Below are 23,699 nucleotides of genomic sequence, written 5' to 3' on the forward strand. Positions count from 1 at the left end.
GCATTCAGCGAAGTAATAACTTTCGCTGTGTCGTAAAATGGAAAAAGCTACAGATTTGTAGCTTTTTGTTTTCATTGATGATTTCTGAGCTGACAATTTCATTCACCTACTGTTGCCTACATAGGTGTTGTCCATTGCCTGCCGCAGGCTACTGCGTAACCGACCAAATGACTCGCCGTAAAATCATCCCTGATGGCTCGTCGATGACCAAATTCATCCCTGAATAAATGCCAGCAGTACATCCCTGTACTGCGCTCATAAGCTCACTTATCACAGATAAGTATTCGCCTTGTCATCAACGGTCATTTATCTAGTTGCGCTGGAGATTGGTGTATTCTGTTATTTTTAGTTAGTAATATTATACTCGTATAATATTACTAGCATTTATGGTCATGTGGATTCCAATGTATTACTTACCAAGAAGCGAACAGCAAAAACTAATAACCCCTAGTTTCATAAACAGGCACAACCAGGCTCAATATTCTTCTGCAAAGTATTGTGAATCTCAGTAAAGTTAGTAAATTCAGGCCGTTTCACATTAAATATATTATCTAATATTTTAGTTGTTCTAAATATATCTAACCCATTACCAATCTGAACCACATGATCACTATCAAATCTCAACATTCGATCGTGTGCCGTCTTCCCAAATAATTTATTTTTACATAATGAAACATCAAAATTTAAAATACAGCGATTATAACAAGGCCGTTTTCTTAAAACATTATCCAAGTATAACTTAAAACTTTTAATATTTGTAACATCACCACCAATATCGCAGGCACCGTAGAGTTTAACAGAAAACTTTTGACCAGTTTTATCCAAAAATTCGACAAAACTTTCTATAGATGTTTTTTCACCTTTATCATAATCCTCCATAATATTCTTTACTGAGAATCTATCAATAATAGTTATCACCTTAGAATATTTTGCCAATTCATGAAATCTAGTCTTCCAAATTTCTGAAATTATATCTGTAGGGACTATATCTGTCTTGGAATATTTTTCACTATCTATAAAATGTATAGACTCATTAATATTGACAGGCGTAACTATTTCAAATCCACTATCATTACACAAGTGAGTTTTGTACAATTCTAAATAATCATATGGAATTATCGTTGTTTTAACACCCAAAGGCTCAACACTTCCTTTAAGGTCATTAAAACTCTGAAAATCAGATAGCTTTCGCAACTCTCCGTTCACATTAAATCTTTTAAAATTAGATAATGCAATCACCCATTTCTGATAGTATTTAGGAGCTACATTTTTTATTGCACTGTTAATTTCTGCATATGACTTATCGTTAGACACCAAACATCCAAAATTTCGCCAATTTTCTAATAATACAGAATTAGACAAAGCCTGATTTTTTAAATTTGGATCATCAAATAACTCACCATCAAAATAAAATGTTGTTATCATGATTCAATTCCGCACATCTCATTCAACCTTTCTTCAAAAAAGCCATTAGGCCAATGAGCAGTAAAATCACCTTCGTCGTCTAAACCAATTGATGTTACTTGCGCACCAGACTCACCCACATCAATGTACAGTACCGAAATCAAATCATGAGAAATTTTGCGTTCTCTAATTCTTCTTTGAATACGCAACATAATTGCTTCACTATGAGTTTCAACAATCCATTGGTTATGTCCAGAAGTTACAGAATCAATAAATAAATCTGCAAGATGAGCCTGCAATTTTGGATGAAGATGAATTTCAGGTTGCTCCACACATATTAAATTATTTTTAGACACTACTGATTCTAAAATAATCGGAAGAACTTGACCAATTCCAAAGCCAACATCTTTAGGTGTTACAACCGCATTATTTCTTAAATCTTTTAACTGTATAGAGATTAGTTGACCTGTGTTAATATCACCAAGATTTACCGCATCTATTTTATAGGGGATATTAAAATTTAACATAAATGTTTCAAGTTTTAATCTAGTTTCATTATCTGCATTATAAATTGCCAAACCAAGATTGTTTTTACCTTGTCCTTTTTGATAATTACCAATATCACTTGAATAATATTTTTTAGGAGAACTTCTAAGTGGTCCCAAATATTTCATACTATCAAAAACATGCTTAACATCGATTAAAGTTTTATCTATATACTGGCTAAGATCGCTAGTATCTTCACTAAAGCTAGTAGGTAAATTAATATTTGAAGATAGTTTAAACGAATTTGATAAACTATTATCAAGATTACTCCAGCCGTTTAAATCATCTGGTTTTAACTTTTGTTTTTTTGAAATGACGCTCCTTAAACTATCTGGATTTTGCAAGCGATAAGTAATTCCTACTGATGATTTAACTGGGTTGTTTAACTCAAAACTTATTTTTTCACTGTTACCATCATTACAAGAAAAACTATAACTATCCAAAAAAGAAATATCATTAGACTTTCGATAACAAAAATCAATTTTCCTTAAGAATTTATTACCAAACAACATCGGAAAAGAATTCTTTTGGATAAACTCTTGTGCATCATGATTAGTGTTATATTGAATAGAAAATTTTATATTTCTTTTTATATCTTGGGCATGCACTAAAGAATCAAATGTTCCTAAATCAATAGAATCTCCTGAAGTAACTAATTCAGCATTTTTAGTATTCGAAAGTATTGTTTGCTTCAACATCATTAACGATTGGATTACCGAGCTTTTACCTGATGAGTTTGGTCCAAAAATTAATGTTATAGGAGCAAATCTTAAGGATTGTTTACCTGAAAAAGATTTAAAGTTCTCTAACTCAAAATTTGTAATCATTATTTTTCTCTATATTTAGATTTATAATATTTACAGCCGTTGTTAATTATTATTTTTTATGAATTACTTATAAAGCTAGTTTGCATATTAATTTGTAACTAATTAGCTTATAAGTAATATATTTATCAAGAACTTATAATTATGTTTTTATTGTTCTTAAAAAATAATTTATTGATAAATAAAATCTTTTAAATTAAAGCAAATATCACCTCTAACGTAATATATTCATTTCACCATGCGTCAGGTTGCATGGATTTGGCTATAGTGAGTACTTCGTGGTTGATCGCTTTAGCTTTCTTTCTAACTAAATCAGACTGCCCCATTCAGAACACATAGAATCAATCCAGACGAATAATAAATTGCAGGCAAGCTACCGCCGATGGTTTAGGGCTGCATCTTGCCGAATTGAACAAATTTTGACGTTCAATTTAACAGCAGTGCAGAAATCAAAGAGTGACAAGCAACTCATATCCGCATGTTTTTATATGATATTTTTTAAAACAGGTCATTTATCATCAGCAAAGATTTTCTTCGCGTGCTTCGTGGTGGGTCACTTTGGTTTTAGCTTTTTCCGCTATACGATCTTTTGGGGATACCCATAATTTTTTAGCGCTTTTCTTCTAGCCTTTCCTTCGTGTGCTCTGTGTAACGAACGCAGTGAGTGCTTCGTGGTTGATCGCTTTAGCTTTAGCTTTCTCTCTAACTAAACCAGACAGCACCATTCAGAACACATAGAATCAATCCAGACGAATAATAAATTGCAGGCAAGCTACCGCCGATGGTTTAGGGCTGCATCTTGCCAAATTGAACAAATTTTGACGTTCAATTTAACAGCAGCGCAGAAACCAAAGAGTGACAAACAACTCATATCCACATGTTTTTGTATGATATTTTTTAAACATACAATTTCTCATCAGTGCAAATTTTCTTCGCGTGCTTCGTAGCGGGTTGCTTTGAATTTAGACTTTTCCGCTATACGATCTTTTGAAGATGCCCATAATTTTTTAGCGCTTTGCTGCTAGCTTTTTCTTCGTGTGCTCTGTGTAACGAACGCAGTGAGTGCTTCGTGGTAGGTTGCTTTAAATTTAGGGTTTTCAGCTATACGTTTTTGGAAGATTCCCATAATTTTTAGCGCTTTACTTCTAGCCTTTTCTTCGTGTGCTCTGTGTAACGAACGCAGTGAGTGCTTCGTGGTGGGTTGCTTGGGTTTTAGCTTTTCCCGCTATCGTAGAAATCTCTATATACCCCTTCTTAACCGCATAGATTAACGCTATTTTGACGGCAACAGAATCACCAAATAAGACACTGAATAATATATATTTACCCATCAATTCTGCCCGAAAAATATTGTGTTGCCTTTACCGGGTTTATGTCTATTTTGCTGCCTTTTATTATTACCACATGGTAATAATAAATTTCTAAAATGCGTATTGTTCCAATATGAGAAAGTATTCAGAATCTGTGGCCGTTAATCTGAAATGCTTTGAATATGCTCAAATTTCTTAAACGTGTTTTTTTCCGGAAAAAAAATATGCAAACAAATATCCAAATCCATCCTGCCATTGATAACCCAGCACAATTCAATGGTGGCGAACTGCGCTGCCAGTGTCAGCGTAATCCTGTGGTTGTGAAGGTAACTGCCCAAACAGCCCATAACCATGCCTGTGGTTGCTCTAAGTGCTGGAAACCGGAAGGGGCATTATTCTCTATGGTGGCCGTCGTCGGTCGCGATCATGTCTCTGTGACTGAGAATGCTGACAAGCTGGTGATTGTGGATGAGAAAGCCGCTATTCAGCGCCACGCCTGTAAAGTGTGCGGTGTACACATGTATGGCCGCATTGAAAACCAAGGTCACCCATTCTACGGCCTGGACTTTATTCATACTGAACTGTCTAAAGAAACCGGTTGGTCTAAGCCTGAGTTCGCTGCATTTGTCTCTTCTATCATCGAGACTGGTACCGATCCTGAAGATATGCCAGCTATCCGTGCACGTCTGGTTGATCTGGGTCTGGAACCTTATGACTGCCTGTCACCTGCATTGATGGATGCTATTGCCACCCATACTGCAGCGCAGAAATAATTGGTTGTATCACTGCCATAAATAAGCAGTAATCATCCCCCGGTACTACCGCGCCTTTGTTCTGACTGATGCAGGACAAAGGCGCGACATTGCAAGATAGGGTTAATTGACCATAGCTTGCGAAACCTGCAATAAAATAGCTGTTTTTTCTTACATTCAATATAAAGATATTAAATTAAATTGCCGGGTTTATAGCGGACATTTAAATTTTTATAATCTTATCAATTATTTCATTTCAAAATATTAATCAAATGCCCATTTTCCTATATTAGTTTGTGTATTTTTGACAACCACACTTTTAAGATGGTTTTGTAAAAACGCCTTTTCTCCAACACAGGTTACCGAGTTAGGAATAACTACACTTTGGATATGATTATTTATAAATGCCATATCGCCAATTTCAATCAACCCCTTTGGAAGATTCAAATTCGTCAACACATTATTTGCAAATGCCCTATCTCCAATAGAGGTGATTGATTCAGGGAGACTAATACTTGTTAATGCATTGCTCATAAATGTGTTGCGCTCTATTCTGGTCACCGCCTTGGGAATTTTTACACTCGTCAAAGCATTATTTGTAAATGCACCTTCACCAATAGATGTAACCGAATCAGGCATAATCACGCTAGCTAACTTATTGTCAGAAAAGGATGCCTCGCCAATAGAAGTGACTGAGTTAGGAATGATCACGCTGGTTATGTTATTTCCGTAAAATGCTCTATATCCAATAGAAACTACCTGATTAGGGATGGTTATACTTGTTATCTTATTATTACTAAAGACTTCATTATTTATAGATTTCAGTGAATAAGATAGCCTAACCGTCTTCAGCTTATTATTTTGAAATGCTGAATTCCCAACATTCGTAACCGAATCAGGTATAGTTACACTTGTTAATTGATTTCCTAAAAACGCTGCTCTACCAATGGATGTAATCGAGTTAGGAATCGTAATTTTTGTGAGTTTATTTATTTTAAAAGTATCATTCTCTATAGCGGTAATGGACTTTGGGATACTCACTGTTGTTAATTTATTTAATGAAAACGCTCCTCTGCCAAGAGTAGTGACTGAGTCAGGAATGATAACACTTATAATACGATTTGCAGTAAACGCTTCATTGCCAATGGATGTGACTGAATGTGGGATTGTTACGCTTGTTAACTTATTCATTGCAAACGCCCCATCGTCAATCGATGTTACCGAATCGGGAATCGTCACATTTTTTAGAGAATTCATCGCAAACGCGCTATCACTAATAGATGTTACTGAATGAGGAATGACGACATCTGTTAGGTTATTTATGTAAAACGCCCTCTTACCAATCGAAGTGACTGAATCAGGGATAATTACACTTGTTAATCCTGCAAATGAAAAGGCATCATCTCCAATTGAAGTCACTGAGTCAGGGATAACGATATCCTTCTCCACGCCTTCATAGCTAACAAGTATGCTCTTGTTTATTGAATCATCAGGATTTTTTGCATATACAAAGCCATCATTTCCAGCTGTAGCTGGATAACAAAATAACAATAAAATGGCATTAAGAAAGATGGTTATTAAAGTTTTAACGTTCATTTTTTATCAAATTAAAATTTTGAACATATCATAACCGAGCTAAATAATATTGTATATTAACTATAATACTTAATGATGTTTTTATTTAATATCATAGAATTTGAATATGCTAATATTTATAATCTTAATAGCTATACTATTAACTTATTATATCAAGCTCTAAAAACACCTATAATTAATTTGATATAATTTTAATAATGTCAGTATAAAACAACATTGAAATTATTATTTCAGAACAAATATAAACAAGCTAAAAAAATGGCACCAAATAATTTGATGCCATCTTAAGTCTAACACTGCAGCGGATATATCAACCCGATGCCAGCGTCAAATTAACGTACATATACTCGTGGGTTAGTTGCGCCCCAAATGGTGTACATTTCAGGGAAGATCAGGCCTGAGTATTCTTCCATTTCAGATGCCTTAATGCGGGCACCTTCTTGCTCACCAAACAGTACAACTTCATTCTGCTCACGAACACCATTGATATCAGTCACATCAATCATAGTGGTGTTCATTGACGTCATACCCATAACATGAGCACGCTGGCCTTTTACCAGTACATCGGCTTTATTACCCATACGGCGTGGGTAACCGTCAGAGTAACCCATAGGCAGGTTTGCCAGTACAGAGTCACGCAACAAGGTTACAGTGCTTCCATAACCAACAGTGCTGCCGGCAGGCAGTTTCTGCAAAGAGGCAACTCGGGTTTTGAAGCTAACAATTGACTTATATTCTGGGTTTGATGCGATATCACCGTACAGTACGCCACCTGGACGAACCATATCAAACTGAGCTTCTGGCACATTCAGAGAAGTGAATGAGTTAGCAGCGTGCAACGTGATTTCATCACGGTTCAGATGAGCACGTTTGATGATTTCTAAACTGCCCTTTTCAAAGTTGGCTGCTTTTGGCAGGATTTCATCACGGTCTTCATTCGGGAAGTGCGTCATGATACCCACGATCTTCAGGTTAGGTACCTGAGCGATACGTACTGCTTCGTTCATGCCTGCTTCAGTTTTGATTTCAACACCGTTACGGCCCATGCCGCCAGCGTTAATCACCAGGTGAACACGCAGTTCCTGACCATTCTTTTCAGCGATACGAGCCAAGTGCTTGGCATGCTTCAAGCTACCAACCATCTCTTCAATATCATACTGCAGTGCATTTTTAACTTCGTTAGCAGATGCAGTACGTACGCGGAACAGCTGACCATTGTAGCCAGCGTCACGCACAATGCGGGCTTCTTCGTTGCTAGCAATAGCAACACAGTCAACACCCTGCTCCATTACAGTGCCGATCAGGCCACTGATACCGTTACCGTAAGCGTCAGCCTTCATTACTGCACACATGCGGGTACCCGGCTTTAACTGAGACTTGAACATATCAATGTTGTCAGCAAACTGAGTCAGATTGATTTCCAACCAGCTGTTGCTGATTTTTTTGAATTCATGGCCATTATCATAAGGGGTGGTGTTCAGCATTGGGGCGCTGATAGCAGGAGCAGATAGCAGAGCAGAACCAACGGTCAAAGCAAGCAGGGATAATTTTAATCTCACAAGATATTCCAGCTGAAAAAGTGATATCAAACCCACGTTATACCGAGCACACAATACGCTACAATTGCATAACGATTCATGGTTATATCACTTTTGAGAAATGAAGCCGGACGTTTTACACAGGCCAAATTAAAATGTAAAGGTATAATTATAAATAGATTATTATTACAGACTTAATTTTAAGCAAATACAATAAAACGAATAATTATTAACCCATAATTTAGCCATGAATGATGTGAAAAATAATTAACAATTTTGCGGTAACAACCAGTATTCTGATGGTTTTTTGCTAACTATCTTGTTAAAACAATTACCGTGATAGCCTTGTAAAATACAGCGAAATAACATCATCATTTAGCTTTGATAAAATAATCTAATGTCATACTAATATTATTTTTCCAAGTGATGGCAAGAGGAGCCCAATGTAACCTGAAGCGTACAAAAAATAGCGACTATACGGGTGCGATAGAAATAGAGAAGAGCAATAAAAACCGAGGCTCTCATCAAGCTTGACGTATGTGTGCTGGCATTATCACCACAGCTGCTGAAGATATACCAGCGGCACACTTCTAAATTAATTGAGCATCTCAAATGCGTGACTACCACTGTAGGAATGAATAATACCATTATCACCCCTACAACGGGGTTTTGAGTCGTTACCACATCCTTAGCCTGACAGCGGCAGGACAACGATACGCCACCCTGCTACTCTCGGCATGGATTTTTCATTCTGAAAATAGCTTGGAGCTAGTGCTATTAATCTGATTCATCTCAAAAAGTAGCTAGTATCAATTACTCGTGAAAGGCCTAGTTAGTTAAGTTCATCTTGTTTAATTCAGCCCCGAAATGGCCGCTTAGGATTAAATTCAACATAAATATACCTTTCACCATGATCAGTTTCAGCAAAATCTAATAAGCGCACCTTGTCCCCTTTAATGAGATAAGCTTTTCTAAGCTGAAAACCATTAGTTTGCTGTTGGTAAAAATAGGCTTTATTGACAATAACCTCAGCCATCACATTCAAACTATCCGTACTATGGTCGCGATGTTGAGAATGGTTATTTAACACGATATTAAGTTTAGTATTATCACCTTGTGGAATACATTTTATGTCATCGATATTAAAATGAGCAGGAATAATTGTTTGCTTGATCATTTCCTTATTACCATCAAATATTGTCAGTAATTGATAATCTCTATCTATTATTCTTAGCTGTTTAAATAAAAATAATCGCTGTTTTTTATTATCATAACTATATTGTTCTTGATAGTAATTAGCACCATCATGGAACTTACTGACTAACTGTCCATTGATAACCTCTGGGTTAGATAATTCTAACATTTCAGCATCTGCGGATTTCATTGGAATAAAATATTGCTTTGATGCTGATTTTATATAAATAAGATAACTTTGATTAACTTCATTTTCAGCGACGTTAACACCTAAAATACAAGTATGATCGGCCATTATTATATTGATATAATCAGGGTCATCAATTTCAGCAATATCACTGCGGATCTTATTAAATTCATCAGTCCCTAATAGCGCTTTTAAACTACTAACGTTGACATTACCCCTTTGTCCACAAGTCTGAATTGCCTCTCCATCCATTAGCGGGTAATAATTCAAACTTAACACAGACTCATCTTGATCGGCTTCTGCTGCCATACAGTGGTTAAATAGTAAGCTGCAGTAGCTTACTAGTATTATCAACAATAATTTCATCACGATAGTTATACATATTTATATTTCAAAATGAAATCGAGATGGTGCCGCAGCTTACCTGTTAGGGCAAGGGTGAAACCAACATATAACCACTCCATATAAAGAAGAGCAGCAATCTAGGTTGATAGCCGCTGGTTGAGAAACAATTAATCCACGGAATCAATCCCTTGGAGCCCAAGGCGATAAAATTAAGCAAAACTGCCGTCCACTTCTCTCAGAGATAACAACTTTTCTAATCAAGTTATCAATTTTTCTTCGAGAAATAGATTAATATTTCTCCAAACAGATTAAAATCACTCAATAATTTCAGCAACGCCAAATGAGCATGGTATGCTTGTAATTAAGATTTAGCTGCATTAATCCGTGACGCAGATTTATATCTGTAAAATCTACTGAACGTTACCATTTTATTGAGTCTGGATAAATTTGAGACATTTTTTTCAGCATTTAACATCAATCTTTACTTTTTTACTTATCTTTAGCTGTATGACGGCCTATGCTGATCAACAACCTAAAGCGGTAAATTATGCTTTTGCCAATTATCTGGAAAGCGGTATTTATCGTTCCAGCGAGCATACTGCAGCCGTAGCCAGCATTCCCCTTAGTTTTAATCTGAAAAAAGGCGACGATTATAGTGTGGCTTTGCGTTTGCCGGTCTCCTTGGGCTTTTTCAATTACTCATGGGAACAACTGCCCGCTTTAGATTTCCCTCAATCTTTAGGCACACTGACAGTCACCCCAGGTATCGCCTATAAGCGGCAGCTATCTCCCCGCTGGAAAATGGAGTCTTACCTAGATTTAGGGTTTGGACATAATTTCAGTGATAATACTAACGTTGGTATCTTATCTGTCGGTCTCTCTGGCCTCTATTCTTTTGATATACCCCGCTATACGCCAATTTGGGTTAACCGTTTTTACAGTGCTGGATACCGGAATATGCATAGCGGACGGACAGATTATTTTTCCGCCTTTAAAACCGGGATAGAAAGTGGCTTGGGTATGGGATTTCATGCATTTAACCGACGGATAGACCCAAAAGTTTTTACCGCTGTACATTGGTTTTTTAGCCAAGAACAACATAGCAAACGCATGTTTCATACCTTGCTGCATGACAGCACGATTGAAACCGGTTTCAGCTTAGCTTTCAGTCGTCCCGTGGGTATTGGGCCAATAGCATTTGATCATTTAGGTGTCAGCTACAGCCGGGTAGACCATGATGATATCTGGCGACTCTTTTTTAGTTTTGCCCTGTAAATTTCATTTAAACTAATCTTATTGAATTAACAGCAATGTCAATTTCAATTAATAGCCCTACACACTATCGAAACTAAACTGATGATAGAAAGGTAAAATATAGAGCTATTAGTTTATGTTATGTTTTATCTTCTACTGAATAAAACTACTTATTAATGTTAGCGACTCCTACAGGCTTGAATGCAATACCTTTATTGGTAATACAATCAACAGCTAACTTAAATGAATTAAATGCAGTATTAAACTCGTTATCTTTTACATTCGCTAAATCTGCGATAGCCTCATCAATATGGCATGTCGCTGCAATTTTTTGTTTAGCTATTTCCGGCACCTTTTTACCGCTAGTATAAAACCAATCATACACGGTATCTTCGGACAATGCGGCAAAAGGAAGGGAAAGCAAACTGGTACAGAGTAGCATTCTTTTTATTAACATACAGGCCTCAATTAATTCCACTAGTTACCATAAATTTACTCATTTATGGCTAAACAATTCAATCTCTTTTTATCAGTATAAATTCATTTATCAGCTTTCTTAAGCATATTGTTTGATTTCTAACTAAGCTTTATAGCAATACACTACAAGAACTAAGGACAGCAATATGCAAAACTCAACACACAAAAAACTGATTTGTGAAACAATTATGCACCAAGGTGTTTTCTATGCCGAAAAAAGACAACAACAAGAAAGACGACAGTTCCGGCCTAAACAAGTTTTGTTTGAAAGACGACACAAACGTGATAAAAGGAGTAGCTTAATTAAATCTATCAATATTTGTGTATGATTTTAGCTATCGATGTGCAATACCATCAAGATGAAGCCTTTATTGCTGGTATATTATTTGAGTCTTGGCAATCCACTTCAGCAGTAGCCGAATATACCAGCAAAGTATCTGGCGTTGCTGATTATATTCCCGGTCAATTTTACCGCCGCGAGCTACCTTGCATTTTAACGCTATTAACTGAGCATCAGCTTACCCCAGAAGTGATTATCGTTGATGGCTACGTATTTCTTGATGACCAAAAAAAGCCTGGATTAGGTAAACACCTGTTTGATGCCCTGGATGGTAAAAGCCAAATCATTGGTGTTGCAAAAAAACCATTTAGCGGACTTTCGCCACAATGCCGCCTCTTAAGAGGCAAAAGTGACAAGCCATTATTTATCACCACCACAGGTGATCAAGCTTTAGCTCTGACGGCAATTGGTTCAATGGCAGGAAACTTCAGGTTACCGACACTCTTAAAACGAGCGGATACCCTTTGCCGGGAACAGGCCAAACAAATGCAAACCTGTGGGTGAAAATTTACATTTTGGAATGACCATCAAATGGCACTAACCAATTCGTAAAAAATATTTTTTAATTTCCCAGAATAGTTTGATTTGTATAAATAATCACAAAAAAACTTTATATTTATGAAAAAGTTACTGTTTATTATTACTGTTTTTTTTAAAAGTACCTTGTCATAAACTGAACAAGCGTTAATGCGTGATCGGCTTCAAAGAATCACTGAAATATGCCAACTAGATTGCCTGACATAAAAATAATTTATCTCATAATTTTATCTTTAAGGGATGTTATCTATGTCAAATTTTGACCTATTCCAGAATATGCTGAGTAAAGCCGATATTAAGCTTAATGGTGATCGGCCCTGGGATATTCAAATCTATGATGAAGCTGTCTTTGATCGCGTACTACAGCACGGTTCACTAGGCTTTGGGGAAGCCTATATGGATGGCATGTGGGATTGTAAACAGTTGGATGTGATGTTGGATAAAATTATTCGCGCACATATTGACCAACAGGTTTCAACCATAACCAAACTCAAATTGGGGGCGGCTAAGGTCAAACAATTTTTTAATCCGCAAAGTATTCTGCGGGCGAAAAAAGATGTGTCTTACCACTATGATACCGGTAATGATCTGTTTGAAGCCATGCTGGATAAAAACATGGCCTATACCTGTGCTTACTGGCATGACGCTGAAAATTTAGACGAAGCACAAGATATGAAGTTAGATCTTATCTGCCGCAAACTGAATCTGCAGCCAGGCCAGCGGGTGTTGGATATCGGTTGTGGTTGGGGCTCATTTATGCGCTATGCCGCGCAAAATTATGGCGTAATTTGCGATGGTTTAACCCTATCTGCAGAGCAGACTAAATTGGGTGAGGAACGCTGTAAAGGGCTGCCGGTCAACTTTATTCTACAGGATTACCGCGAGTATCAGCCTGAACAACCTTATGATCATGTTGTTTCCGTAGGTATGTTGGAACATGTTGGCCCAGACAACTACGCGACCTACTTCCAATGCGCTAAACGTTTTCTGGCTGATGACGGTATTTTCTTGCTACATACCATCGGCGGTAATGTGTCGAATACGGTAAATGAATGCGATCCTTGGATCCGTAAGTATATTTTCCCCAATGGGGTGATTCCATCACTGGCACAATTAGGTAAAGCCACTGAACAATTGTTTAATATTGAAGATCTGCATAACTTCGGTCCTGATTACGACAAAACCTTAATGTCATGGGCACAGCGTTTTGACCAATCCTGGCCAGAATTAGCCAGTAAATATGGCGACAAATTCTATCGTATGTGGCGTTATTATTTACTTAGTTGTGCCAGCGCATTCCGCGCCCGGGATTTAAACTTGTGGCAACTGGCACTAACAAAAGTCGGTCACGATCATCCTGACTGTGTGCGCACCTGTTAATCAGTCATACTGACTGTCTTGGTGCAGGCTTGCCTGCACCAGCATCACAAATTATTTCGCTATCTCGCCTTCTCTTTATCAACGCAACAAGCACAATAATTCAGCATGTTAGCTAATATGTTATCATTTGCTGATATGAGGCCAGCCCTGATTGCCACAGGATTTGCGCTGTCAGCAATGCCCTTTATTGACCCAATAATATAATTACTTGCTAGAGACTCAGTGGTATCATCCCGACAATTGTAAGCCCTGGGTAATTATCAAAATGATCGCTGCAAGCTGCAGTAATATGACGTTACCCCTGCATTAATTGAGATTTTTTATGGCCTTAATCATCGATGACAGCTGCATCAACTGTGATATGTGTGAACCGGAATGCCCCAATGAGGCAATCAGCATGGGTGAAGAAATCTATGAAATTGACCCGGCCCGCTGTACCGAATGCGTCGGTCATTACGACAAGCCAACCTGTATCTCTGTTTGCCCTATTGACTGCATCAGCAAAGATCCGCAGCACAGCGAATCAGAAGATGAGCTGCTGATCAAATACGCCACCCTAACCGGCAAACTCTAATTCTAATACCCATGGTAAATTGATAGCAGGAATAGGACAGCACAACTCCTGCTATAGCCGCTTCGTCTGTTACCAACAAGTAATTAGTCACAGAGGCAATCGGGCTGATTCCGTAATAAGGTAGCAAAAGGTAAAAATAGCGGACTTGGCAACTGCTGTGGTTCAAACCATTGCCACTGTCGACATTTTTCCGGCTCCATTAACTCAGCATCTCCGTCTGCTACCGTCGCTGTGACAAATAGCGTGACATAATGTTTATCCTCTTGGGTAAATACATCAGAGGTAAAGCCTAAGTGCTGCACTGCTAGTACATTCAAGTTGGTCTCTTCTTTCACTTCCCGACTGGCGCATTGCTCAATACTCTCCTGCCACTCTAAATGGCCTCCCGGCAATGCCCAAGTGCCTTCGCCATGGGAACCTTGACGCAACCCCAGCAAGACTTTCCCCTGACGCATAATCACAACGCCTACCCCAACACGTGCCTGTTTCGACATACCATTTCTCTTATCTGACTCAAATGCATGCAGTGTACTCTTTTCACCATCCAGAGACTGTGTTTATCATCAATCAGTCATAATCACCGGCTGGCCTTTATTTGTGTCATCACATCATGACACAAGGGTATCAATCGGCCTGCCTATCGAGGATAAGATAATGAAGCTCTTTGTGTTTGATCACTGCCCTTACTGCATCAAGGCGATGATGGTTGCCGGTTGGAAAGCGCTGCCAGTCGAATGGGTCTATCTGCAGAATCATGATGTCAATGCCAGAATTGAAAAAGTCGGGGCGAACCTGGTCCCCATTCTACAAAAGCCAGATGGTAGCTATATGGCTGAAAGTTTAGATATTGCCGCCTACCTGGATAATCTGACTGGCCAGCCCCAGCTACAACCCGGTGTTCATGAGCAGCAAATTAACCGCTGGAGCCAACAGGCGCGCCAGTTCGGTGCCCCACTGCTCTACCCTCGCTGGATGGAAATTAAGTTGCCAGAGTTTCAATGTGATGAGGCCAGAGCTTGGTTTACTAAGAATAAATCGGCGTCTATCGGTATGAGTTTTCCCGCCGCATTGGCACAAACCCCCACTTTACTTGCAGGGCTGAACCAACAACTGGCCACCATAGATTGGCTTGTACTGCCATCTGAGCGGGAAAACCGCCTCAGTTATGACGATATTAACTTTTTTCCTACGCTGCGAAATTACACCGTAATTAAGGGGATAGAATTTCCCCCTCAGGTGCGGCGTTATATTGATGAGGTGGCCGCATTAACCGGTATCGAGCTGTATGATAACCAAGCCTGTTAGGTTTACTGGCTTTAGGATCCGCCGGCTCAATTAATTTGGCTGGCGGTTACATTGCGCTATAAAAACAAACCGCTAATTACTAATTAATATATTGACAATAACCCTCTGAATAACTGAGGTTAATACAACTAATCACACTCACTATTTAGCATTCTTTAGCTCTGAAACCGGTAAGCATTTGGCCATTACTTGCACCTCAATGTAAATTATTCAACACTGAAACAGCTCGTTAACCTATCCCTAATTTAATGTCTGTACTTGGAGCGAATATGAACTACCGACTGCCTTTACTGGGAACATTGGTTGCTGCAACACTCACTGGTTGTGCGACCACCAATAAACAGCCTGTTGTAGAAAAAGTGCTGACCCATGATGGCGACGTGAATATTATTTGGCAAAATCCGGCCAAATTCAGCGATATCAGGTCGACCACCTTTTTACAGTCCAAGTTCCAAAATTATCTCTTTACCGAATTAACTGATGCCCTCGGGCATGTTGCCGACCACCATTTTGGTAAGAATATGCAGTTGGATTTACAGGTAACTAACTTAGATCTGGCTGGTGATGTACAGCCCACCTTCGGCGGTACAGCAGAAGATATCAGGGTGGTTTCCCAGCTTTATCCTCCAAAAATCAGCTTTGATTATGTCCTGCGCCGTGATGGCAAAGTGGTGAAATCCGGCTCTGAAAAACTCAATGATATGAATTTCCTGTTCGGTATTCAGCCCATCACCAGCGATCCCTTCCCTTATGAAAGGGAGATGCTGCAAAACTGGTTTTTACAAACCATTAAGCCAGCATTGAAATAATGATTTCTCCCGTCATCTGAACAAAAAGGAGCTGAAAATCAGCTCCTTTTATTATTGCCGTTATCCGCTATAAACATCGGCTCATAACATAAATAGACAATGATTATTCATAGTCACTGATGGGCACACAGGCACAGAACAGATTCCGATCGCCATACACATCATCAATGCGGTTAACTGTCGGCCAAAACTTATTGGCCTTAACAGCATCCGATGGGAATACGGCTAACTGGCGGTCATAAGGCCGCTGATCAAAAGCCGGATCCATAATATCAGCCAGTGTATGGGGAGCATGGTGCAACGGATTGTTATCTACTGGCCATTGGCCACTTTCAACCCGAGCAATTTCATGCCGGATAGCAATCATGGCATCGATAAATCGATCCAGCTCCACCTTTGACTCAGACTCAGTCGGTTCCACCATCAGGGTACCCGCCACGGGGAAACTCATGGTCGGTGCATGGAATCCATAGTCATTCAGCCGCTTGGCCACATCCATCTCAGTCACCCCACAGGCTTCTTTCAATGGCCGCAGATCCACAATACATTCGTGGGCTATTAACCCATCGCGCCCGCGATACAAAATGGGGTAATGCTCCCCCAAGCGCTTGGCAACATAATTGGCATTCAGCATGGCAACCTGAGTCGATAGCGTCAGCCCTTTAGTCCCCAGTAAGTAGATATACATCCAGCTGATAGGCAAAATCCCAGCGCTCCCATATGGCGCGGCTGACACTGCGCCGTTATCTTTTGCAGCCCCCTCAAGGGCAACAACGCTGTGACCGGCGACAAAAGGCGCTAAGTGGGCTTTCACCCCGATAGGCCCCATGCCCGGACCACCGCCACCATGGGGAATTGCGAAGGTTTTATGTAGATTCAGGTGAGACACATCGGCACCGATATACCCTGGGGAGGTAATACCCACCTGCGCATTCATATTGGCACCATCAAGATAAACCTGACCACCATACTGGTGAATAATGCCGCAGATATCCCGCACGGTTTCTTCATATACTCCGTGGGTCGACGGGTAAGTGATCATCACACAAGCCAGACTGTCAGCCATTTCAGCCGCCTTGGTGCGCAGATCGTCCAAATCCACATTACCCAGTTTGTCACAGGCGGTGACCACCACTTTCATCCCTGCCAACTGGGCAGATGCCGGGTTAGTGCCATGGGCAGATTGGGGGATTAAACAGATATTTCTGTGCCCCTCTCCGCGGGACTCATGGTATTGACGAATCGCCAGCAAGCCTGCGTACTCACCTTGCGCCCCGGAATTAGGCTGCATACACACAGCATCATAGCCGGTAATATCCACCAGCCAATCCGCCAACTGGCGAATCAATGCCTGATAGCCCTCCGCCTGCTGCTGCGGACAGAAAGGGTGCATATTGGCAAATTCCGGCCAACTGATGGGTAGCATTTCCACTGCAGCATTAAGCTTCATGGTGCAAGAGCCTAAGGAGATCATTGAGTGGTTCAATGCTAAATCTTTGCTTTCTAACCGCTTGATATAACGCATCATCTCTGTTTCTGAGTGATAGCGGTTAAAGGTTGGATGGGTTAAAAACTCACTCTTGCGCCGCAGTGATGCCGGAATACTGCCAGAGCCAGTGGCCAGCAGCACTTCATCGATAAGCCCAGGTTTTAACCCGTGGCCAGCACCAAGAATAATATCAAACAGTTGCGCCACATCAGCCCGCGTAATGGTTTCATCCAAGCTGACGCCAAAGCTGCCGTCGGCATCACAGCGTAGATTTACATCTGCGGCAGTCGCCCGGGCCAATAATGCTGCGTTGTCGGCCACGGTAAAGGTTAGGGTATCGAACCAGCTGGCATTTTTTAGGTCAATGCCTTTAGATTTAAGCCCTGTGGCTAAAATATCCGTTAGGCGATGTATACGCTGAGCAATGCACTTTAGCCCCTCAGGGCCATGGTATACCGCATAAAATGAGGCCATATTGGCCAACAGCACCTGGGCGGTACAGATATTAGAGTTGGCCTTTTCCCGGCGAATATGTTGCTCTCGGGTCTGCATGGCCATCCGCAGCGCTCGATTACCCCGGCTATCTTTAGAGACCCCGATAATACGTCCCGGCATCGAACGCTTATACTCATCCCGGGTGACAAAGAATGCAGCATGTGGACCGCCAAAGCCCATCGGAACCCCAAAGCGCTGGGCTGAGCCAAACACCACGTCCGCCCCCATCACAGCTGGGGCGCGCAGTACCACCAACGACATAATATCGGCGGCCATGGTCACCACGGCTTTCATCTCATGCAGCTGAGCGATGAGATCCGTGTAATCACCAATCTCACCCCAACGGTTGGTATACTGCAAAAGCACACCAAAGACATCATGATTAACCGCTTCTGCCGCAGGCCCTACGATGACCTCAAACCCAAAACAGCGGGCGCGGGTTTTAACCACATCCACCGTTTGCGGGAACACATCATCTGCCACATAAAATACATTGGCTTTTTTCGCCTTCGATACCCGCTTAGCCAGCGCCATGGCTTCTGCCGCGGCGGTCGCTTCATCCAGTAATGACGCGGAGGCTAAATCCAGCCCGGTCAAATCAATGGACAGGTGCTGAAAATTTAATATGGCTTCCAACCGCCCTTGGGCGATTTCTGGCTGATATGGGGTATAAGCGGTATACCAGCCGGGATTTTCCAACACATTGCGTAAAATCACCTTGGGCACTTCAGTGCCGTAATAGCCCATACCAATATAGTTTTTACAGACCTTATTGCGCGAAGCCAGCGCGCGAATCGCGCTAAGCCCTTCAGCTTCGCTGTAACTTGGGCCAACGGACAAAGGTGCGGGCAGACGAATCGCCGGCGGCACAATCCGCTCAGTCAATTCATCCAATGATGCTGCGCCGACGCAGGCCAGCATCTCAGCCTGCTCCCCGGCATCCGGGCCAATATGGCGGCGGATAAATTCCTCATGCTGCTCAAGCTGAGTGAGGGTATATTTACTCATGATTTACCTTGTTCTATCTATTGCCGGCTTTTTATGGTGCCGATCTGGGGTACAGGGCAAAAACAAACAAAGCCCCGCAGGGCTTTGTATGGGAAACGGCATTACTCTTCGTCGATAACAGCCTGATAAGCATCAGCATCGAGCAGATTTTCCAGCTCAACCGGATCACTTGGCATTACCCGGAAGAACCAGCCATCACCATAGGCATCGCTGTTAACCAACTCAGGGGAGTCTTCCAGGGCTTCATTCACTGCCAGCACTTCACCACTAAGCGGAGAATAGATATCAGATGCAGCCTTAACTGATTCAGCCACGGCGCAGTCTTCCCCGCTATTTACTGTGTCACCGACTTCTGGCAGCTCAACATACACCATGTCTCCCAGCAGCTCTTGGGCATGCTCGGTGATCCCTATGGTATAGCTACCGTCTTCTTCTTTACGCACCCATTCGTGGGACGGGACGTACTTCAGCTCGGTCGGGATATTGCTCATTGTTATAATTCCTTGTTCCGTTATCGTTAGAAAGCTTGTTTACCGTTGCGCACAAAGCAGGGAGCCACTACTTTTACCGGCACACGTTTCCGGCGCATTTCTACTTCGGCGCTGTCTGCCACGGCCGGGTTCACCCGGGCCATGGCAATAGCATATCCCAAAGTGGGTGAAAAACTACCACTGGTGATCACGCCCTGATGCTCTGTTCCTGTGTCATCGCAAAACAGCACTGGCATTCCGTGACGCAGCACACCTTTGTCTGTCATCACCAACCCGACCAGCTTGTCACTGCCCGCCGCGCGAACCGCTTCTAGAGCACTGCGGCCGATAAAATCACGGCTCACCGGCTCCCAAGCGATTGTCCAGCCCATATTGGCCGCCAGCGGACTGACCAACTCATCCATATCCTGACCATATAGGTTCATGCCAGCTTCCAGACGCAGAGTATCTCTGGCGCCCAAACCACAAGGGGCAACACCGGCATCCAGCAGTGCCTGCCAGAATGACGCCGCCTGCGCTTTGGGCAACATGATTTCATAACCGGCTTCACCGGTATAACCTGTGGTCGCAATAAACAATTCCCCGGCCTGACAGCCGAAAAATGGCTTCATCCCTTCAGTGGCGCTGCGTTGCTCAGCATCAAAAACCGTGGCAGCAAGCGCCCGGGCGTTTGGCCCCTGCACGGCAATCATGGCGAGGTGGGATAATTCGGTCACACTGACGCTAAAACTGTTGGCCTGCATTGCCAGCCATGCGAGATCTTTTTCCCGGGTGGCAGAATTCACTACTAGGCGATACCAGTCATCGTTGAGGTAGTAAGTGATCAGATCATCAATCACGCCGCCATCATGGTTCAGCATGGGGGAATAGAGGGCTTTGCCCGGTAGGGTCAGTTTGGCCACATCATTGGCCAGCAGGTATTGCAAAAATACTTTTGCATCTGGGCCGGTAATATCGACCACCGTCATATGGGATACATCAAACATACCGGCATGGCGGCGCACGGCATGGTGTTCCTCCAACTGGGAGCCATAATTGATGGGCATTTCCCAGCCATGGAAATCCACCATCTTGGCACCGGCTTCAAGGTGCTTGTCGTAGAGTACTGTTTTATTGGCCATTATCATCCCTTATCTGGTATTCCGGGCCACCTGGCAGATCTGCGCCTGCGCATTGCTGAACCCATTGCAGAGGAAGTGCGGGAGCTAATGCCCGATAAAACACTGCCTTTCCCTCTGCAGGCCGCATCCGGTGACCTGGATTATAAAAGCGGCAAAATTATACCGCGGCTTGTTATTTTGTATACAGTATATTTTCCCGTCAAACAGGCAGTTATCTTGCTATGTTACCGGCTCCTATCAACGGCAAAGTGTGGGCAGCGAAGCCTTATTGCCCATGGCCTGGCGGATAAACAAGCTTTTCAATGGTGAAACCGAATCCACCAAGTTCAGGCCCAGATCCCGCAGGGCTTTTTTTACCGGATTATTACCAGAAAACAGCTGCTTAAAACCTTCCATTGCCGCAATCATTTCCACCGCATCCGCTTTACGCCAACGCTCCAGCGCCCGCAGATTACGGTACTCACCAATATCTTTGCCCGCCTGATGCAGCTCAGTCACTGTATCGATAATTGCCCCGGCATCCAGCAGCCCCAGATTTGCGCCCTGACCCGCTAACGGGTGTATGGTGTGAGCTGCATCGCCGGCTAGCAGTAATCGATGGCGCGCAAAATGGCGGGCATAACGCATCCGCAGCGGAAATGCCCGGCGCTGCCGACTGCCACTGAGGCGACACAATCCCATGCGCCCATCAAAGGCGGCGGTAAGGGATTTCTCAAATTCATGCTCATCACAGCCCAGCAAACTGGCGGCTTTTTCCGGCGATACGGACCAGACAATGGCACTTTGGTTAGCATCATGCAGTGGCAAAAATGCCAGTACGCCGTCACTTAAAAACACCTGCCGGGCGGTCTGCTCATGGGGCAACTCGGTCTGCACCGTAGTCACTAGAGCGTGGTGGCCATAATCCCAAAAAGTCAGTGGAATTTGGCAAATTTGCCGTACCCGCGACTGGGCACCATCGGCGGCAATCACCAGTGCTGCGGCAAACTGTTCGCCACTTTCCAGCGTTAACCAAGCTTCTCGCTCACCAAAAGCCAGCTTATCTAATCTGGCGTGGCTTAAGCAGGTTAGCTGGGGCAACTCTGCGGCACACTGGCTCAGGGCATAACTGACGGCATCATTTTCCACAATGCTGCCGAGGGTATGCTCACCTAACTGGGCAGCATCAAACTGGATATGTCCCATACCATCTTTATCCCAAACCTGCATACGGCGGTAAGGGCCAATTCGATCGGGAGCCAGCAAAGGCCAAGCGCCCAGCGAAGTTAACAGCCGTTGGCTGGCCTGATTCAGCGCGCTGACGCGCAATCTGGGTTCACCACTGACTGCCTCACACTGGCCGGCATCAATCATCAGGGTTTTGATCCCAGCTTGGGCCAGCCCACAAGCGGTTGCCAGCCCCACCATACCACCGCCGACGATGGCAACATCATAGGTTGTTGTTATCAAGATTCAGTTCCTTTTCCATCCCATAGCCCGCTGTACTAGCGGGGCTTGCAGTGGTGGCAGCCATGCCAGCAACCTCAGCCCCAAATTTCGCCCAACCACCAAGGGCCAATCATCATTGGAAAATCCCCTGACCAGCCACTCAATACCGCAGACGGTTTGTTGCCGATCCGACGCTCTTTCTTGCAAATAACGGTGCAGCCATGCATGCTCACCGATATCAACGTCGCCTTGTGAGGATGTGGCCAATGCCTGGGCAATCACCTGCTGTAACGCCAACACATCACGCAGCCCGAGATTAAATCCCTGTCCGGCAATAGGATGCAAAGTCTGAGCAGCATTACCTATAAAAATACAGCGGTGATAAATAGGTCGGGGCATCACTGTCATGGTCAGTGGATAAATATGCCGCTGACCGGTGCGGATAAAACGCCCGGCGCGGTAGCCAAATGCTTGCTGCAATGCCGCCAGAAAATCCGCATCCTGCCATTGTTCAGCCTGCTGGGCTTCTGCCCGGCTCATGGCCCACACCAGAGATAAGCGTGATTGCCCCGCCTCTGGCGCCATCGGCAATAATGCCATGGGGCCATGATGGGTAAAGCGTTCCCAAGCCCGGCCAGCTACGCCATCTGTCACTGCGACATTGGCGATCACAGCGCTTTGATCAAATTGATAAGTCTCTAACGGTAATTGCAAGGTTTGCCGCACAAAGGAGTTCGCGCCATCAGCGGCAACCAGTAAACGAGTAAACAGACGTTGACCACAGGCCAAGGTAAGAAGGTGACCGGATTGCTGCGGCTCAATCTGGCTTAGGGTAACGGGGCAAAAATAAGCTACTTGCGTATTATCCAGCATCTGCGTCAATGCATTGCCGGCCTGAGCTAACTCAATCACACAACCAAATGGCTGCCGGCTAAAACGCTGCGCCTCAAGGAGCGTCATCCCCGCATGCCCTCGGTCTGAGACATGAATGCTGTCGATAGCCGCGCTATTTCCCTTAAGTGCTGACCATAGTCCATGTTCATTTAGGGCATTCACACTGCCCTGAGCCAAAGCAATAGCTCTGGCATCAAATCCAGGATGCCCATCACCGGGGCGACTGGCTTCCACCAGTGCAACCGTTAATGGCCGGCCGGTTGGTTGACGCAGTTTAGCCAGCATCAATGCCAGCGTGGCCCCCGTCATGGCACCGCCGATAATCACAACATCAAAACAGGGACAATCTTTGTCCTGCAGCATGGTTAACTTCCAACGAAACCGGCTCAGTCCGGCTTCTC

Annotated in this window: 20 protein-coding genes; 7 read left to right on the top strand and 13 right to left on the bottom strand. The window is 42.9% G+C overall.

Annotated features, from left to right (window positions below):
- Positions 1 to 453: 453 nt before the first annotated feature.
- Both NFHSH190041_RS15165 and NFHSH190041_RS15170 read right to left on the bottom strand, forming a co-directional pair.
- Positions 454 to 1,425, bottom strand: coding sequence for a hypothetical protein (locus tag NFHSH190041_RS15165; protein WP_261922587.1), 972 nt, complete (start codon positions 1,423 to 1,425; stop codon positions 454 to 456).
- Positions 1,422 to 2,777 carry an AAA family ATPase gene (locus tag NFHSH190041_RS15170; RefSeq protein ID WP_261922588.1) on the bottom strand — a complete coding sequence of 452 codons (1,356 nt, stop codon included), beginning with the start codon at positions 2,775 to 2,777 and terminating at the stop codon, positions 1,422 to 1,424. Before NFHSH190041_RS15170 ends, NFHSH190041_RS15165 begins: the two co-directional genes overlap by 4 nt.
- 1,531 nt (positions 2,778 to 4,308) lie before the next feature.
- On the opposite strand from NFHSH190041_RS15170, the gene gfa reads away from it, so the two are divergent.
- Positions 4,309 to 4,857: an S-(hydroxymethyl)glutathione synthase gene (gene gfa, locus NFHSH190041_RS15175; protein ID WP_261922589.1), complete on the top strand. Its 549-nt coding sequence runs from the start codon at positions 4,309 to 4,311 to the stop codon at positions 4,855 to 4,857.
- A 243-nt stretch (positions 4,858 to 5,100) separates the two neighbouring features.
- On the opposite strand, the gene NFHSH190041_RS15180 is transcribed toward gfa, so the two are convergent.
- The 3 genes from NFHSH190041_RS15180 to NFHSH190041_RS15190 all read right to left on the bottom strand — a co-directional run bounded on the left by NFHSH190041_RS15180 (position 5,101) and on the right by NFHSH190041_RS15190 (position 9,660).
- Positions 5,101 to 6,432 (bottom strand): leucine-rich repeat domain-containing protein, encoded by a 1,332-nt coding sequence (locus tag NFHSH190041_RS15180; RefSeq protein ID WP_261922590.1) that lies wholly within the window; start codon positions 6,430 to 6,432, stop codon positions 5,101 to 5,103.
- A gap of 332 nt (positions 6,433 to 6,764) precedes the next feature.
- Entirely contained in the window at positions 6,765 to 7,991 is a 1,227-nt protein-coding gene (alr, locus tag NFHSH190041_RS15185; RefSeq protein WP_261922591.1) for an alanine racemase, read from the bottom strand.
- Positions 7,992 to 8,826: 835 nt separating this feature from the next.
- Positions 8,827 to 9,660, bottom strand: coding sequence for a hypothetical protein (locus NFHSH190041_RS15190; protein ID WP_261922592.1), 834 nt, complete (start codon positions 9,658 to 9,660; stop codon positions 8,827 to 8,829).
- 543 nt (positions 9,661 to 10,203) lie between these two features.
- Between NFHSH190041_RS15190 and NFHSH190041_RS15195 the strand changes: the two genes are divergently transcribed.
- The gene (locus tag NFHSH190041_RS15195) at positions 10,204 to 10,971 is read left to right on the top strand and encodes a hypothetical protein (protein WP_261922593.1); all 768 of its coding nucleotides are present in this window, start codon (positions 10,204 to 10,206) and stop codon (positions 10,969 to 10,971) included.
- A 145-nt stretch (positions 10,972 to 11,116) separates the two neighbouring features.
- Here the strand turns inward: NFHSH190041_RS15195 and NFHSH190041_RS15200 are convergent, their stop codons facing one another.
- The gene (locus tag NFHSH190041_RS15200; protein ID WP_261922594.1) at positions 11,117 to 11,428 is read right to left on the bottom strand and encodes a hypothetical protein; all 312 of its coding nucleotides are present in this window, start codon (positions 11,426 to 11,428) and stop codon (positions 11,117 to 11,119) included.
- Positions 11,429 to 11,752: 324 nt separating this feature from the next.
- Between NFHSH190041_RS15200 and NFHSH190041_RS15205 the strand changes: the two genes are divergently transcribed.
- The 3 genes from NFHSH190041_RS15205 (at position 11,753) to NFHSH190041_RS15215 (ending at position 14,258) form a co-directional block, all read left to right on the top strand.
- Positions 11,753 to 12,271 (top strand): endonuclease V, encoded by a 519-nt coding sequence (locus tag NFHSH190041_RS15205; protein ID WP_261922595.1) that lies wholly within the window; start codon positions 11,753 to 11,755, stop codon positions 12,269 to 12,271.
- Positions 12,272 to 12,553: 282 nt separating this feature from the next.
- Complete coding sequence (cfa, locus tag NFHSH190041_RS15210) at positions 12,554 to 13,684, top strand: cyclopropane fatty acyl phospholipid synthase (RefSeq protein WP_261922596.1); 1,131 nt, start codon at positions 12,554 to 12,556, stop codon at positions 13,682 to 13,684.
- Positions 13,685 to 14,006: 322 nt separating this feature from the next.
- On the top strand, positions 14,007 to 14,258 hold the full coding sequence (locus NFHSH190041_RS15215; RefSeq protein ID WP_261922597.1) for a YfhL family 4Fe-4S dicluster ferredoxin: 252 nt from the start codon (positions 14,007 to 14,009) through the stop codon (positions 14,256 to 14,258).
- Positions 14,259 to 14,341: 83 nt separating this feature from the next.
- On the opposite strand, the gene NFHSH190041_RS15220 is transcribed toward NFHSH190041_RS15215, so the two are convergent.
- A complete protein-coding gene (locus NFHSH190041_RS15220; protein ID WP_261922598.1) occupies positions 14,342 to 14,752 on the bottom strand; it encodes a nucleotide triphosphate diphosphatase NUDT15 in 411 nt (136 codons plus the stop codon).
- Between the two features lie 160 nt (positions 14,753 to 14,912).
- Here NFHSH190041_RS15220 and grxB point away from each other — a divergent pair, with 160 nt between their 5' ends.
- Both grxB and NFHSH190041_RS15230 read left to right on the top strand, forming a co-directional pair.
- Complete coding sequence (grxB, locus tag NFHSH190041_RS15225) at positions 14,913 to 15,563, top strand: glutaredoxin 2 (protein WP_261922599.1); 651 nt, start codon at positions 14,913 to 14,915, stop codon at positions 15,561 to 15,563.
- Positions 15,564 to 15,832: 269 nt separating this feature from the next.
- Positions 15,833 to 16,372, top strand: coding sequence for a DUF3016 domain-containing protein (locus NFHSH190041_RS15230; protein WP_261922600.1), 540 nt, complete (start codon positions 15,833 to 15,835; stop codon positions 16,370 to 16,372).
- 103 nt (positions 16,373 to 16,475) lie between these two features.
- Here the strand turns inward: NFHSH190041_RS15230 and gcvP are convergent, their stop codons facing one another.
- From gcvP to ubiH, 6 genes are all read right to left on the bottom strand, one after another.
- Positions 16,476 to 19,364, bottom strand: a complete 2,889-nt coding sequence (gcvP, locus tag NFHSH190041_RS15235) for an aminomethyl-transferring glycine dehydrogenase (RefSeq protein WP_261922601.1) — start codon at positions 19,362 to 19,364, stop codon at positions 16,476 to 16,478.
- Positions 19,365 to 19,465: 101 nt separating this feature from the next.
- The gene (gene gcvH / locus NFHSH190041_RS15240) at positions 19,466 to 19,855 is read right to left on the bottom strand and encodes a glycine cleavage system protein GcvH (protein ID WP_261922602.1); all 390 of its coding nucleotides are present in this window, start codon (positions 19,853 to 19,855) and stop codon (positions 19,466 to 19,468) included.
- Between the two features lie 26 nt (positions 19,856 to 19,881).
- Positions 19,882 to 20,976, bottom strand: coding sequence for a glycine cleavage system aminomethyltransferase GcvT (gene gcvT / locus NFHSH190041_RS15245; protein WP_261922603.1), 1,095 nt, complete (start codon positions 20,974 to 20,976; stop codon positions 19,882 to 19,884).
- A complete protein-coding gene (locus tag NFHSH190041_RS15250; protein WP_261922604.1) occupies positions 20,966 to 21,103 on the bottom strand; it encodes a hypothetical protein in 138 nt (45 codons plus the stop codon). Before NFHSH190041_RS15250 ends, gcvT begins: the two co-directional genes overlap by 11 nt.
- Before the next feature lie 110 nt (positions 21,104 to 21,213).
- Complete coding sequence (locus tag NFHSH190041_RS15255) at positions 21,214 to 22,428, bottom strand: FAD-dependent monooxygenase (protein ID WP_261925149.1); 1,215 nt, start codon at positions 22,426 to 22,428, stop codon at positions 21,214 to 21,216.
- Positions 22,429 to 23,661, bottom strand: a complete 1,233-nt coding sequence (gene ubiH / locus NFHSH190041_RS15260) for a 2-octaprenyl-6-methoxyphenyl hydroxylase (RefSeq protein WP_261922605.1) — start codon at positions 23,659 to 23,661, stop codon at positions 22,429 to 22,431.
- Between the last annotated feature and the right edge of the window lie 38 nt (positions 23,662 to 23,699).

It is taken from the genome of Shewanella sp. NFH-SH190041 (genome assembly GCF_024363255.1).
Lineage (GTDB): Bacteria > Pseudomonadota > Gammaproteobacteria > Enterobacterales > Shewanellaceae > Shewanella.

Coding starts and splice junctions, on each gene's coding strand:
- NFHSH190041_RS15165 (WP_261922587.1), bottom strand. CDS start 1,425: ATGATAACAACATTTTATTTTGATGGTGAGTTATTTGATGATCCAAAT.
- NFHSH190041_RS15170 (WP_261922588.1), bottom strand. CDS start 2,777: ATGATTACAAATTTTGAGTTAGAGAACTTTAAATCTTTTTCAGGTAAA.
- gfa (WP_261922589.1), top strand. CDS start 4,309: ATGCAAACAAATATCCAAATCCATCCTGCCATTGATAACCCAGCACAA.
- NFHSH190041_RS15180 (WP_261922590.1), bottom strand. CDS start 6,432: ATGAACGTTAAAACTTTAATAACCATCTTTCTTAATGCCATTTTATTG.
- NFHSH190041_RS15190 (WP_261922592.1), bottom strand. CDS start 9,660: ATGGCAGCAGAAGCCGATCAAGATGAGTCTGTGTTAAGTTTGAATTAT.
- NFHSH190041_RS15195 (WP_261922593.1), top strand. CDS start 10,204: ATGACGGCCTATGCTGATCAACAACCTAAAGCGGTAAATTATGCTTTT.
- NFHSH190041_RS15205 (WP_261922595.1), top strand. CDS start 11,753: ATGATTTTAGCTATCGATGTGCAATACCATCAAGATGAAGCCTTTATT.
- cfa (WP_261922596.1), top strand. CDS start 12,554: ATGTCAAATTTTGACCTATTCCAGAATATGCTGAGTAAAGCCGATATT.
- NFHSH190041_RS15215 (WP_261922597.1), top strand. CDS start 14,007: ATGGCCTTAATCATCGATGACAGCTGCATCAACTGTGATATGTGTGAA.
- NFHSH190041_RS15220 (WP_261922598.1), bottom strand. CDS start 14,752: ATGTCGAAACAGGCACGTGTTGGGGTAGGCGTTGTGATTATGCGTCAG.
- grxB (WP_261922599.1), top strand. CDS start 14,913: ATGAAGCTCTTTGTGTTTGATCACTGCCCTTACTGCATCAAGGCGATG.
- NFHSH190041_RS15230 (WP_261922600.1), top strand. CDS start 15,833: ATGAACTACCGACTGCCTTTACTGGGAACATTGGTTGCTGCAACACTC.
- gcvP (WP_261922601.1), bottom strand. CDS start 19,364: ATGAGTAAATATACCCTCACTCAGCTTGAGCAGCATGAGGAATTTATC.
- gcvH (WP_261922602.1), bottom strand. CDS start 19,855: ATGAGCAATATCCCGACCGAGCTGAAGTACGTCCCGTCCCACGAATGG.
- gcvT (WP_261922603.1), bottom strand. CDS start 20,976: ATGGCCAATAAAACAGTACTCTACGACAAGCACCTTGAAGCCGGTGCC.
- NFHSH190041_RS15250 (WP_261922604.1), bottom strand. CDS start 21,103: ATGCGGCCTGCAGAGGGAAAGGCAGTGTTTTATCGGGCATTAGCTCCC.
- ubiH (WP_261922605.1), bottom strand. CDS start 23,661: ATGCTGCAGGACAAAGATTGTCCCTGTTTTGATGTTGTGATTATCGGC.